The 14,537-nt window shown below is 48.3% G+C and carries 15 protein-coding genes and 1 pseudogene; 12 read left to right on the forward strand and 4 right to left on the reverse strand.

The window, feature by feature from the left end; all coding sequences use genetic code 11:
* Nucleotides 1-132 precede the first annotated feature (132 nt).
* From cysD to AC0VXX_RS05990, 8 genes and pseudogenes are all read left to right on the forward strand, one after another.
* Nucleotides 133-1,038 carry a sulfate adenylyltransferase subunit CysD gene (cysD, locus tag AC0VXX_RS05955; protein WP_475516345.1) on the forward strand — a complete coding sequence of 302 codons (906 nt, stop codon included), beginning with the start codon at nt 133-135 and terminating at the stop codon, nt 1,036-1,038.
* A 66-nt stretch (nt 1,039-1,104) separates the two neighbouring features.
* Nucleotides 1,105-2,514: a sulfate adenylyltransferase subunit CysN gene (gene cysN / locus AC0VXX_RS05960; RefSeq protein WP_475516346.1), complete on the forward strand. Its 1,410-nt coding sequence runs from the start codon at nt 1,105-1,107 to the stop codon at nt 2,512-2,514.
* Between the two features lie 109 nt (nt 2,515-2,623).
* Nucleotides 2,624-2,821, forward strand: a pseudogene (locus tag AC0VXX_RS05965) (SLC13 family permease); the annotation flags it as partial.
* A 161-nt stretch (nt 2,822-2,982) separates the two neighbouring features.
* Complete coding sequence (gene cysC, locus AC0VXX_RS05970; protein WP_475516347.1) at nt 2,983-3,618, forward strand: adenylyl-sulfate kinase; 636 nt, start codon at nt 2,983-2,985, stop codon at nt 3,616-3,618.
* A gap of 58 nt (nt 3,619-3,676) precedes the next feature.
* Entirely contained in the window at nt 3,677-4,498 is an 822-nt protein-coding gene (cysQ, locus tag AC0VXX_RS05975) for a 3'(2'),5'-bisphosphate nucleotidase CysQ (RefSeq protein ID WP_475516348.1), read from the forward strand.
* Nucleotides 4,499-4,500: 2 nt separating this feature from the next.
* Nucleotides 4,501-5,406, forward strand: a complete 906-nt coding sequence (mak, locus tag AC0VXX_RS05980) for a fructokinase (protein WP_475516349.1) — start codon at nt 4,501-4,503, stop codon at nt 5,404-5,406.
* A 93-nt stretch (nt 5,407-5,499) separates the two neighbouring features.
* Complete coding sequence (locus AC0VXX_RS05985; RefSeq protein ID WP_475516350.1) at nt 5,500-6,252, forward strand: YdcF family protein; 753 nt, start codon at nt 5,500-5,502, stop codon at nt 6,250-6,252.
* Between the two features lie 61 nt (nt 6,253-6,313).
* Nucleotides 6,314-6,985: a DUF2982 domain-containing protein gene (locus AC0VXX_RS05990; protein WP_475516351.1), complete on the forward strand. Its 672-nt coding sequence runs from the start codon at nt 6,314-6,316 to the stop codon at nt 6,983-6,985.
* A 69-nt stretch (nt 6,986-7,054) separates the two neighbouring features.
* Here the strand turns inward: AC0VXX_RS05990 and AC0VXX_RS05995 are convergent, their stop codons facing one another.
* The 4 genes from AC0VXX_RS05995 to galU form a co-directional block, all read right to left on the reverse strand.
* Nucleotides 7,055-7,474 (reverse strand): bactofilin family protein, encoded by a 420-nt coding sequence (locus AC0VXX_RS05995; protein WP_475516352.1) that lies wholly within the window; start codon nt 7,472-7,474, stop codon nt 7,055-7,057.
* Nucleotides 7,475-7,555: 81 nt separating this feature from the next.
* Nucleotides 7,556-8,062: a ferredoxin-type protein NapF gene (gene napF / locus AC0VXX_RS06000; protein ID WP_475516353.1), complete on the reverse strand. Its 507-nt coding sequence runs from the start codon at nt 8,060-8,062 to the stop codon at nt 7,556-7,558.
* Nucleotides 8,063-8,139: 77 nt separating this feature from the next.
* The gene (galE, locus tag AC0VXX_RS06005) at nt 8,140-9,153 is read right to left on the reverse strand and encodes a UDP-glucose 4-epimerase GalE (protein ID WP_475516354.1); all 1,014 of its coding nucleotides are present in this window, start codon (nt 9,151-9,153) and stop codon (nt 8,140-8,142) included.
* Nucleotides 9,153-10,073: a UTP--glucose-1-phosphate uridylyltransferase GalU gene (galU, locus tag AC0VXX_RS06010; protein ID WP_475516355.1), complete on the reverse strand. Its 921-nt coding sequence runs from the start codon at nt 10,071-10,073 to the stop codon at nt 9,153-9,155. The genes galE and galU overlap by 1 nt, the downstream gene beginning before the upstream one ends.
* 293 nt (nt 10,074-10,366) lie before the next feature.
* Here galU and phhA point away from each other — a divergent pair, with 293 nt between their 5' ends.
* The 4 genes from phhA (at nt 10,367) to AC0VXX_RS06030 (ending at nt 14,516) form a co-directional block, all read left to right on the forward strand.
* A complete protein-coding gene (gene phhA, locus AC0VXX_RS06015) occupies nt 10,367-11,164 on the forward strand; it encodes a phenylalanine 4-monooxygenase (protein WP_475516356.1) in 798 nt (265 codons plus the stop codon).
* A 40-nt stretch (nt 11,165-11,204) separates the two neighbouring features.
* Nucleotides 11,205-11,543, forward strand: a complete 339-nt coding sequence (locus AC0VXX_RS06020) for a 4a-hydroxytetrahydrobiopterin dehydratase (RefSeq protein WP_475516357.1) — start codon at nt 11,205-11,207, stop codon at nt 11,541-11,543.
* Between the two features lie 233 nt (nt 11,544-11,776).
* Nucleotides 11,777-13,321: a transcriptional regulator TyrR gene (gene tyrR, locus AC0VXX_RS06025; protein WP_475516358.1), complete on the forward strand. Its 1,545-nt coding sequence runs from the start codon at nt 11,777-11,779 to the stop codon at nt 13,319-13,321.
* A gap of 208 nt (nt 13,322-13,529) precedes the next feature.
* Complete coding sequence (locus AC0VXX_RS06030; RefSeq protein ID WP_475516359.1) at nt 13,530-14,516, forward strand: fumarylacetoacetate hydrolase family protein; 987 nt, start codon at nt 13,530-13,532, stop codon at nt 14,514-14,516.
* Nucleotides 14,517-14,537 lie beyond the last annotated feature (21 nt).

Genomic DNA, 14,537 nt, shown 5'->3' on the forward strand with positions numbered 1-14,537 from the left:
GCTGTTATCATCTTCTCAATGCCATCATTTGGTGAGCCTATCGCTGTTTTTTGCTTGTGGATAAACGAGTCTGTGGATAGGTGATAACACTAATTAGCCAATTGATATTATTAATATTATACGGAAGCCGATATGTCTACAGCGCAAACTCATTTGAAACAACTCGAAGCGGAATCGATTCAGATCATGCGTGAAGTTGCCGCAGAATTTGATAACCCAGTGATGTTATATTCTGTTGGTAAAGACTCTTCAGTATTACTGCATTTAGCCCGTAAAGCCTTTTATCCCGGTAAGATCCCGTTTCCTTTAATGCACATCGATACTAACTGGAAGTTTAAAGAGATGATTGCGTTTCGTGATCTGATGGCGAAAAAGTATGGTTTCGATTTGATTGTGCATAAAAATCCACGCGGATTAGCCATGAATATCTCCCCCTTTACCCACGGCAGTGCTAAGCATACCGATATCATGAAAACCGAGGGATTAAAGCAGGCACTTGATATGCATGGCTTTGATGCCGCCTTTGGCGGTGCCCGTCGTGATGAAGAGAAATCACGTGCGAAAGAGCGAGTCTATTCGTTTCGTGACAGTAAGCATCGCTGGGATCCTAAGAATCAACGCCCCGAATTATGGAATATCTACAATGGCAAAGTCGATAAAGGCGAGAGTATTCGTGTGTTCCCCTTATCCAATTGGACTGAGTTAGATATCTGGCAATACATCTATCTTGAAGGCATTGATATACCATCTCTTTATTTAGCCGAGCCTCGCCCTGTGGTGAAGCGCGATGGCACGCTGATCATGGTTGATGATGAGCGTATGCCACTTGAGCTCGGTGAAACAGTGGCGCACAAGATGGTGCGTTTTAGAACGTTAGGCTGTTATCCACTCACCGGCGCTGTGGAGTCGAATGCGACCACCTTGCCTGAAATCATTCAAGAGATGTTGCTGTGCACCACCTCGGAGCGCCAAGGGCGAGTGATCGACAACGACTCTGCCGGCTCGATGGAAAAGAAAAAGATGGAAGGCTACTTTTAGGCCGCCGCTCCACAACCGTAAAAATGCCTTAAGTGTGCCGTTCACCTACAGAATATGAGAAAGACCATGACAACAGAACAGACGTTATTGCAAACCGATATCGAATCCTATCTTAAGCTGCATGAAAACAAAGATATGTTGCGTATCTTAACCTGTGGCAGTGTGGATGACGGTAAGTCGACCCTCATAGGTCGCCTGTTGTTTGATAGCAAGATGATTTTTGAAGATCAGATGGCGGCCATTGAAAAAGACTCTAAGCGTTTTAATACCACAGACGATGCGTTTGATCTGGCGTTGCTGGTCGATGGCTTGCAATCTGAGCGTGAGCAGGGGATCACCATTGACGTGGCCTATCGCTATTTTGCCACCGAGCAGCGTAAGTTCATCATTGCTGACACCCCAGGCCATGAGCAATACACCCGCAATATGGCGACCGGGGCCTCGACTTCGGACTTAGCCATTATTCTTATCGATGCTCGCCACGGCGTGCAGGTGCAGACGCGGCGCCACAGTTTTATTTGCTCGCAGCTTGGCATTAAACACGTGATCATCGCTATCAATAAGATGGACGCCGTGGGATACGACCAAGGTGTGTATCAAAGCATTAAAAAAGCTTACCGCGAATTTACCCAAGACTTGGCGTTTACGGATGTGCGTTTTGTGCCGATTTCGGCATTAAAAGGCGATAACGTGGTCAATGAAAGCAGCCATATGACTTGGTACCCAGGTTCTACCTTACTCAAATTGCTCAATACTGTGTCGGTTGAGCAGGATAAGAGCGACTCGTTTCGTTTCCAAGTGCAGTATGTCAATCGGCCTAATCTGGACTTTAGAGGTTTTTGCGGCACCTTGGCGTCGGGCGACATTCGCGTGGGTGACACCATCGCCGCCTTACCCTCTGGCAAAGAGAGTCGTATTAAATCGATTGTGACTTTTGACGGAGAGCTAGAAAAAGCCGTGGCGGGTCAAGCGGTAACCTTAACCCTAACCGATGAAATTGATATTAGTCGCGGCGATATGTTGGTGCGTCCACATGACAAACCCAGTTCAAGCGCACATTTTGAAGCCGATGTGGTATGGATGACCGAAGAGCCGCTGTGTGTGGATCGCGAATATGCTATTAAATTAGGCAGTAAGTCGGTATACGGCTTTGCCGATGCGATTAATTATAAGGTCGATATTAATAATTTGACCCAACATCCGGCGCAGCAGTTAGCACTTAATGAGATGGGTAATTGCCATTTTTCACTGACAGAGCCGGTGCAGTTTGATGCCTATGACGATAACCGCGATACCGGAGCGTTTATCATTATCGACCGATTAACCAATGTGACGGTCGGTGCCGGAATGATCCGCAAGGCGATTGATGCCGCTAAGGGCAACAAGCGTGCGATCTCCGAGTTTGAACTTGAGATGAATGCCTTAGTGCGTAAACACTTTCCCCATTGGGGCGTTAAAGATATATCTAAGGCTTAAGACGCGTTGTCAATATCGGCCCGCGTAGGTATTTGGCGTTACTTTACTCGTGCTGGTGGCGGCTATCGGTGTCATCGAGATGCTGCAAGGCATGCGGCTGCTTGAGGGAGATTTTTTACCCTTTGTGATGGCGGTTGCTTTTGCCGCCCGCGGCAGCTTTATCAGCCCTTATGGCTACCAAACTCATTTGATGGTTTATCATGCGGGGCGCTATCGACTAACCGATTTTGTTAACGTGGGCGCCCCAGTGAGCCTGATCTACAGCACCATAGCATTGACCACAGTGCCGCTGTTTTTGCCGTTTTAAGCAAGGCGCTAAGGGCTCGTGTGAGTAACAAAAGATAAGCGCTAAGTTAACAGTAGAAGGCTAGGTAATTGGCTGTTAAAGCCTAGAAGCTAGAAGCTAGAACTTACAACCTAACACCTAGAACTTAAAAAATAATACTTTGTCTTATTAAAGGAAAGTCGATGTCACCTTATAAAACCGTACAGAGTGAAGATAAATCCACCGATGTGGTATGGCATCAGGCTAGCGTGTCGCATCAAGACCGCGTGGCGGCCAAGGGGCATCAGGCGGCGGTATTATGGTTTACAGGCCTCAGCGGCTCAGGTAAATCAACGCTGGCTAATACGGTCGATAAGATGCTGCATGAACGAGGCGCCAGTACCTATGTGCTTGACGGTGATAATGTCCGCCACGGTCTCAATGGTGATTTAGGCTTTTCTGACCGTGACAGAGTGGAGAATATTCGTCGCATTGGTGAAGTCGCTAAGCTGTTTGTCGATGCGGGCTTATTAGTGTCGACGGCATTTATCTCGCCCTTTAGTGCTGACAGAGCCATGGTGCGCAGTTTGCTTAGCAACAAGCAATTTATTGAGGTGTTTGTTGATACCCCGCTAGAGGTCTGTGAAAGGCGCGATCCCAAAGGGTTATACAAGCAGGCGCGCGCCGGTGAGATTAAACACTTTACCGGTATCGACTCGGCTTATGAGGCGCCCAGTTCACCTCATATTCGTCTCGATACCGCGCGCCACAATGTGCACCAATGTGCTCAGCAAGTGATTGATTATTTAATCGCGCAACAGATCATCAGTGCTGGTTAGACACGGCAAATTTTATGGCATACTCATCTTATTCGCGCCACAACAGAGGTAAAGTAGCTTGACTCCCCCCTTTAATCCCACTTGGTTACCCCTGATTGTCGCCATTGCTGAGCAGGCAGGCGATGCGATTATGGCGATTTACGCACAAGAGACGTTTGCTGTCGCGGCAAAATCAGATGACAGCCCTGTGACGGCGGCCGATATGGCGAGCCACCATGTGATTGCCGATGCGCTTGCTAAATTAACTCCCGATATTCCGGTGATGTCGGAAGAGGCAGCCGATATCCCATGGGCCACGCGCCGCCAATGGTCGCAATACTGGTTGATTGATCCTCTTGATGGCACGAAAGAGTTTATCAAGCGAAATGGTGAGTTTACCGTCAACATCGCCTTTATCGACCATCATCAAGCCGTGGCGGGGGTGGTCTATGCCCCGGCATTAGCAAAGTGCTATTACGGCGCCAAAGGCCTTGGCGCTTGGTTGGCCCAGGGCGGCGAGCTGATTGATCTAGCGTCGCAGGCAGCGCCTGTGCCCAAGGTGCCTCGGGTGGTGGGAAGCCGCTCGCATGTGAGCCCTGGGCTGGCAGATTATCTCGCCTCGCTTGGGCCACATACCTTGTTAAGTATCGGTAGTTCATTGAAATTTTGCATGCTAGCCGAGGGCGCAGCAGAGATCTATCCCCGTTTAGGGTTAACCAGCGAGTGGGACACCGCAGCGGCTCAGGCGGTGCTTGAAAGCGCGGGCGGCGCGGTGATCAATCATGCTACGGGGTTACCCTTGGCTTATAACCAAAAAGAGACGATATTAAATCCCTATTTTATTGCCACTGCTAAACATTGGCCGATAAACTCATCCATTAAGTTATCCAGTGGAGTGTAAACATGTTGCGGATCGGGGTTGATTTAGGCGGCACTAAAATTGAGCTGGTGGCCTTAAATGAGCAGGGCATGGAGCAATTTCGAAAGCGAGTCGCTACGCCTGCAAATTATGCCGCGACACTCAATACCATTGTCTCGTTAGTCAATGAGGCAGAGGCGCAACTGGGGCAAACGGCCACGGTTGGGGTCGGGATCCCTGGGGTTATTTCTCCTTTTTCAGGCTTGGTTAAACATGCCAATTCGACCTGGATCAATGGCCAGCCGTTAGACCTTGACCTAAGTGAGCGCTTAGGCCGTGAGGTGAGGGTGGCTAATGATGCCAACTGCTTTGCCATTTCAGAGGCAATCGATGGCGCGGCCGCGGGTAAGGCGATGGTCTTTGGGGTGATTATTGGCACCGGGTGTGGTGCAGGGATTGCCATCAATGGCAAGATCCATGGCGGCGGTAACGGCATCGGCGGCGAGTGGGGCCATAATCCTTTACCTTGGATGACGGCGGATGAATTTAATTCCACCGCGTGTTTTTGCGGAAACAAAGATTGTATCGAAACCTTTATTTCAGGCACTGGTTTTGTGCGTGACTATAACCATAGCCTAGCTCCTCATCAGCAAGGTAGCGTGTCTAGCGCAGTTGAGGTGATGGGGTTAGTCAGCCAAGGTGATGCCCAGGCCCAGGCCTGTTTTGAGCGCTATATCGACAGACTTGCCCGCAGTTTGGCCCATGTGATCAATATTCTTGACCCAGATATCATAGTGTTAGGCGGAGGCATGTCCAATGTCAGTGCCATCTATCCTCGGCTGCCGGGCTTATTACCTCGCTATGTATTAGGCGGCGAGTGCCGCACGACAGTGGTGCAAAATTTATATGGATGTTCATCAGGCGTGCGCGGCGCCGCGTGGCTTTGGTAATAAGTGTTAGTGAATAAACCGCGCTAGCGTTTGGTATTGCATATTGCTTAAGTTAAACTTGCGCGACGCTAATATTGAGAGGCAAGGATAGCCATGTTCTGGATTAAAAAAATTATATCGCAACTGCTGATGCCAGTGCCGTTAACCATCATCTTATTGCTTATCGCGATTATGATATTAAGGCGGCGTAAACTGGTTAAGTCCCTAATGGTAAGCGCGTGCTTACTTCTGCTATTTTGTAGTAGTCAGTGGGGCAGCTATTGGCTAGCTTCATCGCTTGAGTCGCAATATGCGGTGAATAATCAAGCCATGGGAGAAGGCTGCGTGGTGATGGTGCTTGGCAGTGAGCATGATTCAACCATTAATGGCAGCGCTACTCAACAGTTGTCTGCCACCGCCTTGGCCCGTTTAACCGAAGGGGTGCGTCAATTAACATTGGGGCCCAATTGTCAGTTAGTCGTGAGTGGTTGGGGCGGAGGTGATAAGTTGCCCCAGGCTCAAGTGATGGCGCAGGCCGCGATTGAACTTGGGGTCGATGCTGCGCGTATTATTCGTTTGCCATTGGCTAAAGACACGCTCGAAGAGGCGCAGCATCTTCAGTGGGAAATTGGCGATGTGCCATTTCGCTTGGTGACATCGGCGACTCATTTGCCACGTGCAATGCAGATATTTACTCAAGCGGGAACTCAGCCACAGCCTGCACCCGCAAATTTTATTGCCCGCCGAGGTTACTGGTGGCAGTTTGATGCCAGAAATCTGCTTACCTCTCAGCAGGCCATTCATGAATATGTGGGATCACTGTGGCTTAAGATTAAATTTGCAGTGGCAGATGAGCCGCTGATTTAGCATAAATCGTTTTAATTATCAGTGGCCTTGAGGGCCTACTGAGTTGTAGTGAGAGTTATAGGTGCAAGAATCAATCGTTATTCGTGCGGTATCAAAACGCAACGGCTGGAGTTTTACCCTGATAGGCTCTATCGCGTTAGTAAGTGCGGTAGTGATGTTTATTGCATCGAGTTCGCTAATGGGGCTGGGGCTTGCCTGTTTTGTATTTGGCGCGCTTTTTACTGTGCTTGGCGCCGCGAAATTAATGCAGCCAGAGGTGAGTGTGGAACTACGTCCGCAAGGTTTGGTCTACCATCATCATCGTGGCAGTATTTATTTAGAATGGGACAACATTCAGCGTGCCGATATGCCGCGAAATATACAGGGCTTTGACAATCATGAGCTGCCTTATATCGGGATCAAACTAAAGCGATTGGCGCCGCTTATCGATGATATTCCGCCGCGTTTGGCGACCGGTTTGCTCACGGAGCAGCGGCCATTATTGATGTCATCGCTAACCTTAGATGGTGAGTTGGCGGATCTAGAGCGTTATCTTAATTCAGAATTTTCGCCTCTGACGCTAGAGGGTAAAGCCTATAAAGGCGTGCAGGCGATGTTTTCCCGCCGTTGTGAGCAGCTCAATGGCCAGTTTGGCTACCATGTTTATATTCCGGTGGATTGTTTAGATAGAGCGCCGCGCGACTTTTTAACCTTAATTAGAGACTATAAACAAGCTGCCGAGTTAGCTCAGTAGTGTGCGGGCTTTAGAGCAGTTTAGGCGCGGTGGAGTGCACTCAGCGCCTAAATTTGATACATACTGCCGTTAGTTAACCAGCTCTGCGTTAGCATGATGGGGTGAATGTTGTTCAGGTGTTTCTTGGTGCATTTGCTCATTTGACAGCAAAGCTACCTCTTCTTTTACCCGCACGCCGATAAACTGGCCACCGGAAAATATCTCCATTGAGTTACAGGCTATCTCGCCTTCTACCGTTCCGGTGCCGGTAATAATCAGCTTTTCACACTTGAGCTTGCCCTTAAACAGGCCAGAGACTTTGATCTCTTTACATCGCAGCTCGCCATTAATATAACCATCGGTTTCAATAGTGATTTTATTCAGCGCGCTGATCTTGCCTTGCAGCTCCCCACCGATCAAGGCTTCTCCAGAAAAGTGGCTTTCACCGCACACCTTAGTGCCTTGTGCAATAAAAGTCAGGCCTGCATTACTGTTTTTTCTTTTAAACATAATAGTCACTGTTGTTACGATTCTAGGTAGATACTACCCGTAAAGCCTGCCTAGTAAAACCACTAATATTTGGCGCGCCTGTCAGTTTTTTGGCAAGCATACCGCCTCTTTTGTGGTGATGGATATTGACTGGTTGGGGCAAGGCGAGACGCATGCGCCGCAGCCTGTGCAGCTATCAAGCATGATGGAAGGTTGCGGGGCGCCGCCAATCGACGGTGTAAAGTTAATCGCGCTGGCGTCACAGGCATCTTTGCAGGCTTGGCACCAGATGCCACTGTTTGCTAAGCAGCTGTTGTCTATTGAGGCTCTTAGTTGCCAAGGTTCGTGCGTAGTATCATTAAAGAGAGGTTCTTTGCAGGCACTTACGCATTTGGTGCAAAAGGTGCACTCAGCCTGACTAAAATTCACTTCAGGGAAGCCCCCGTCACCGCGAAATATAATGTCTGTTTCGCACGCCTCAATACACAGGTTACAGCGCGTACAGATATCGGTAAATTCAACATCAGTTCGGCTCCACGGTGGGCGTATCGCCTGCTGCTGGCGACGGTTAAACAGCCTACGGCGGCTCTGATTAATTGCGTTGCTCATGCTGTTAGGTCCAAAAGCTGATGATGTAGAGCGCCGAGGCGCTCTACAATGTGGGCAGGTATTGAGGATACCTAGGGTTAGTCATGGTATCCGTTTGGATTGCTCGATTGCCAGTGCCAACTGCTGTTGGCCATATCTTCGATGCTGTGCGTCGCTTGCCAGTTGAGCTCGGTTTGTGCCTTGATGGGATCGGCGTAACAAGCGGCAATATCGCCGGGTCGACGCGGCGATATTTGATATTGGATACTGTGGCCGCAGGCTTTTTCAAAGGCTTTGACCATGTCCAATACGCTATAACCTTGGCCTGTGCCTAAGTTATAGGTGACTAAGCCGCAGCCGCTATTGAGTTTCTCTAACGCTTTCAAATGGCCTAGAGCCAAGTCGACGACATGAATATAGTCACGTACCCCGGTGCCATCATGGGTGTCGTAATCATCGCCAAATACACTCAAAAATGCCCGCTTACCCACAGCAACCTGAGCGATAAAGGGCATTAAATTGTTCGGGATATCGTTAGGATCTTCCCCTATTAGCCCGCTAGCATGGGCGCCTACTGGGTTGAAATAACGCAACCGAGCAATATTCCAATTAGGATCAGAGTGATACAGATCGTTTAAGATATGTTCCACCATGAGCTTAGATTGCCCATAAGGGTTGGTTGCCCCTGTCGGAAAGTCTTCGGTGATCGGCAGTGAAGCGGGGTCGCCATAGACGGTTGCCGATGAGCTAAAGACTAACTTTTTAACATTAAAATCAGCCATCACCTCACATAACACTAATGTGCCGGTGACATTGTTTTCATAGTAACGCAGTGGTTGCGCCACCGATTCTCCGACCGCTTTTAATCCAGCAAAATGGATCACCGCCGTGATTTGGTGGTCGGTAAACACTTTTTGTAAAAACGCTTTATTGAGTACATCGCCTTGATAAAAGGTGATCTTCTTTTGGGTAATGTGTTCGACACGTGCTAAGGCTTCGACACTGGAATTAGACAGATTGTCGATAACGACAACGTCTTGATTATCATTGAGTAATTCAACAAGGGTGTGGCTGCCAATATAGCCTGCACCACCCGTTACTAAAATGGTCATTAATCATTGTCCTGTGGTAATGCTGCAACCAGCGTCTTAAGGTATTGGGTAAACTCTGGACCTATTTCTCGATGGCGCAGCGCATGTTCGACACACGCTTGCATATAACCCTGTTTGTTACCGCAATCGTGGCTTTTGCCTTTCATGTAATAGGCATTAACAGTTTGTTTTTCCATCAGCATGGCAATGGCATCAGTGAGTTGGATCTCATCGCCAGCGCCAGCGGGGGTTTTCGACAGTAACGGCCAGATCTCGCGTGGCAGAATATAGCGGCCGACCACGGCTAGGTTTGATGGTGCCTCTGTGACCTCGGGTTTCTCAACCAAGGCGCTGATGGGCTCAGATTGGCCAGGGGTTAAGGCGTGGCCATTGACATCGGCGATACCGTATTGGTCGACGCAGTGCGCTGGCACGCCCTCGACCATGATTTGTCCGGTTTCGGTGTTGTCGAACAAGTTAACCATGTCGGCGAGATTATCACGGCTTAAATTGCAGCTAAATTCATCGATGATCACATCGGGCAGCAGCACGGCAAAAGGCTCATCTCCTACCACTTTTTGTGCGCAGAGAATCGCGTGACCCAGCCCCTTTGCTTGAGACTGACGCACACTTATCACGGTTACTGCCGCTGGGCAAATAGCCTGCACCTCGGCCAATAATTGTCTTTTTACTCGGCGTTCAAGCTGAGCTTCTAGCTCAAAGCTGGAGTCAAAGTGGTTCTCAATCGAGTTTTTACTGGCATGGGTGACCAGCACAATTTCATTTATACCGGCGGCAATCGCTTCATTAACGACATATTGTATCAGCGGCCTGTCGACCACTGGCAACATCTCTTTGGGGATAGCTTTGGTTGCCGGAAGCATGCGGGTACCGAGACCCGCTACGGGGATCACTGCCTTTCGGACTTTGTGCTGTTTCATCCTATTCCTAGATGTGGGGCGATGTTGGCCTTATTCTAATAAAAAACCTTTGAAAAGCCATTTTAAACTGCAGTTAAAGGTAATTATTGTCATTTTATAGACAAATGCGACGATTTCATTACATCTGTTAGCTTATTGAAATACAGTCATTTTAATCTAGCCAACTCCATGGTTGTAAATTTTAGGTTACAGAAATGGCGTAAGTATTGGGTAATTTAAAAGTGTGATCCGGTTAACAAATCATCGGTTTTCATCAACTATGGAGATAAGCGCAGTTAAGGGTTGTATTTATCATGAGTAAAGCGACAACATATCAAGCTAAGTATCCCGACCGACATGGGCGTATCGATTACACCTCTTGCGAGCATGAAACATGGCAAGCCTTGTATCAACGTCAACAAGACAATGTGCCTAAATATGCGTGCGATGCCTATTTACACGGATTAAGTGAACTGGCCTTGCCCAGTGAGCGAATTCCGCAATTGAGTGAGATTGATACTGTCTTGAGCCGCACGACAGATTGGAAAACCGCGGCGGTGCCGGCGTTAATCTCTTTTGAGCAATTTTTTCAGTTGCTGGCTAATAAAGCGTTTCCTGTGGCGACCTTTATTCGCTCTAAAGAGGAGTTTGATTACCTGCAAGAGCCCGATATCTTTCATGAGATCTTTGGTCATTGCCCACTGTTAACTAACCCCTCATTTGCTCGTTTTTCACATCAATACGGTAAGTTAGGCCTAGCGGCTTCGAAAGAGGAGCGGGTTTTTCTAGCGCGTTTATATTGGTTTACGGTGGAATTCGGCTTAATTAGGCAGGCTGATGATCAGTTAAAAATTTATGGGGGCGGGATTTTAAGTTCGCCCGGTGAAACGCTATACGCCATGGGCGATAAGCCGTTGATCAAGCCTTTCGATCTCATTGACATACTGAGAACACCGTACCGTATCGATATTATGCAGCCGATATATTACACCATTGAATCAATAGACTATCTCGATGAAATTGTGAAGATGGATGTGATGTCGGCGGTCACTCAGGCGTGCCAACTCGGTTTACATGCGCCATTATTTGAGCCCAAAGCTAACGTCAGCTAGGCTGTGGATTAACCCTACTATCAAGATTTAAGGATGATATATGTCTGAATTAGCACAAATGAAGTGTGAAGCCTGTCAGGCCGATGCCCCTAAGGTGAGTGAGGCCGAGCTAGGAGAGTTACTCAAGATGATCCCAGATTGGGGTGTACAGGTGCGTGACGGTATTATGCAGCTGAAGCGCGTGTATAAATTTAAGAACTTTAAATTGGCCCTAGCCTTTACCAATAAGGTGGGGGAGCTCGCTGAAGCGGAGTTTCATCACCCGGGGATCTTAACCGAGTGGGGTAAGGTGACCGTTACCTGGTGGTCACATTCTATTAAGGGCTTGCATCGTAACGATTTCATTATGGCTGCCAAGACCGACCAGTTGCTCGATTAAGTTAAAAGTTATTGAGAATCAGCGTTATAAGTTTTTTATGGCGCTGTTTTATTTTATGAGTTTATTTTCCGCTGTAAACAAGTCTTGCCACTTATCGCAGAACATTCTAACGTATAGGCGTTTTATCGGCACCGACATCGCCACCCTTATTTTACCTGGGTGATGCGGGGCGGTTGCAAAGGATATTCCCAATAATAACGCAGTAATAAGAACAACAAAGGGACGATAATAGTATGCGCTTAGCGGTAAGTTGTATTGACCGTGTGGGTCTAGCAAAAGATATTTTGGTGGTGTTAGAGGGCTATGGGATTAACCTGTTTGCCATTGACGCCAGCAATCAAGGGTTTCTCTATCTCCAATTTGCTGAAGTTAAGTTTGATGTGCTCAGTGAATTACTGCCGTTAATCCGCAAGGTTGAAGGGGTCAGTGATGTGCGAACTGTCTCCTTTATGCCGTCAGAACAAGAACATTACGCGCTTAAAACCCTACTTAAAACCCTGCCCGATTCGGTGTTCTCTCTCGATGTAAAAGGGCGCATCCGCATCGTTAATGAGTCAGCATTGATGACACTGAACATGGGCGAGCATGAGGTCCTAGACGAATCGCTTAACCATTGGGTACAAGGATTTAATTTTTCCCGTTGGCTTAGCGAACCACAGGTGCTTGCGCAGGCGACACGGGTCAACATAGGTCAAAGTGAGTACCTCGCCGAGATGCTGCCGATTTACCTGCCCGATGAGCAGGATAAAAGTATTCTTGCGGGCGCCGTAGTATCACTTAAGTCTCCGGCCCGTTTAGGTAAACAGTTTAACGCGCTGCAAAATCAGACCACGGGTTTTGAAAACGTGCTTGCGGTCAGTGATAAAATGAAAGAGGTATTAGTGCAAGCCAGAAGGATGGCGCAGCTGGATGCACCTTTGTTGATCACTGGCGAAACCGGCACGGGGAAAGAGTTAATGGCGCGCGCCTGTCACGATGCCAGCATGCGTCGAGAATATCCTTTTATTGCCATTAATTGTGCAGCGATGCCTGACAGTGCGGCCGAAGAGGAGCTGTTTGGTTATGTGAGTGGCGGCGAGGTGGTCAAACGCGGCTTTTTTGAAGAAGCCAAGGGCGGTACGGTCTTTTTAGATGAAGTGGCGGAAATGTCCAAGGCGGCGCAGGTCAAGTTGCTGCGCCTACTGCAAGATGGCACTTTCCGACGCGTCGGTGGCGATGTCGAGGTACGCTCCGATGTGCGTATTATCTGCTCGACTCAGAAAAACCTTGCTGAATTGTGTCAAAGCGGCGAATTTCGCGAAGATCTCTATTACCGAATTCATGTGCTCAGCTTTCATCTGCCGAGTCTGCGCGATCGTAAGGTGGATGTGATCCCGCTCACCGAGATGTTTTTAGAGCATTATAGTCAGCAGTTATCTATTCCCATTCGCCGTATCTCGGCGCAGTGTCGTGAGCATTTGCTCAGCTATGCGTGGCCGGGCAATGTGCGTCAGTTAAAGAATGCCATTTTCCGCGCTGTTTCTATGTGGGACGGGTCGGCCGAGTTAACCGTGGAGCAACTGAAGTTGCCCTCTTATGCGGAAGGGTTTGGTTATTTTGATCACGAGTTTGAAGGTTGTTTAGATGATGCCATGAAACAGTTTGAGGCCAATATCTTGAGGCGTCTCTATCCGGCTTACCCCAGTACCCGCCAATTGGCTAAAAAGCTGGGCATGTCCCATACCGCTATCGCTAACAAACTACGCGAATATAAGATTGGTAAATCAAAAGGCGGTTGACGCCTTGTTGGTGGTGCAAGAGCGCCTAGGCTTGTAACGCAGGATTTACAACAATTAACCAGGGCAAATATAGCGTGATTTAGGTCACGCTATTTCTATCTGAGTGGGCATAGGGTATTTGTATGCTCATGCCGAATTATTAAGTACGCCAGAGAACGATGCACGGCCATTGCGGTGCCATCACCAATAAGAATATTGAGGAGTAGCTATGAAGTTAGCGAGTTACAATAATGGTCGCCGTGACGGCCAGTTAATGCTGGTCAGTAAGGATTTAACCAAAACTGTTGCCGTGCCAGCCATCGCACATACTATGCAGCAACTGCTTGATGCGTGGGATTTACTGCAGCCTCAGCTGCAAGAACTTTATGAAGCGCTCAACAGTGGCATGCTTGATAATGCTATCGATTTTGATGAAGCCAAATGTCTGTCGCCCCTGCCTCGCGCTTACCAATGGGCCGATGCCAGTGCCTATGTCAATCACGTGGAATTAGTCCGTAAAGCCCGCGGCGCCGAGATGCCAGCAAGCTTTTGGACCGATCCCTTAGTGTATCAAGGTGGCTCAGATAGCTTTATTGCACCTAAGGCCGATATTGAGCTTGCAAGTGAAGAGTGGGGCATCGATTTTGAATCAGAAGTGGCGATTATCACCGACGATGTGCCTATGGGCACTGATGTGGACTCTGCCGCTCAGCACATTAAGTTGATCATGTTGGTGAACGATGTATCACTGCGTAACTTAATTCCGGCTGAACTGGCCAAAGGCTTTGGCTTTTTCCAATCAAAACCCTCAAGCAGTTTCTCGCCAGTGGCGGTCACCCCAGATGAGCTTGGCGATAAGTGGCAAGATACTAAGGTGCATTTACCTTTAATCACCCATCTCAATAATCAACTCTTTGGTCGACCTAATTGTGGTGTGGATATGACGTTCAATTTTAGTCAGTTGATTGCCCACTTTACCAAGACGCGTCCCTTAGGGGCTGGAGCGATTATTGGCTCAGGTACTATCTCTAATTACGATCGCAGCGCTGGCTCGAGCTGCCTAGCGGAAACCCGTATGTTAGAAACCATTGCCGATGGTAAACCATCGACCGAGTTTATGCATTTTGGCGACAGGGTGCGTATTGAAATGCTTGATGAACATGAGCAATCGATATTTGGTGCTATCGATCAGCAGGTAGTGAAATACCAAGGGTAAATTGACCAGCACGTGTAATAC

The sequence above is a fragment of the Shewanella sp. QJM3NY_23 genome (assembly GCF_056173105.1).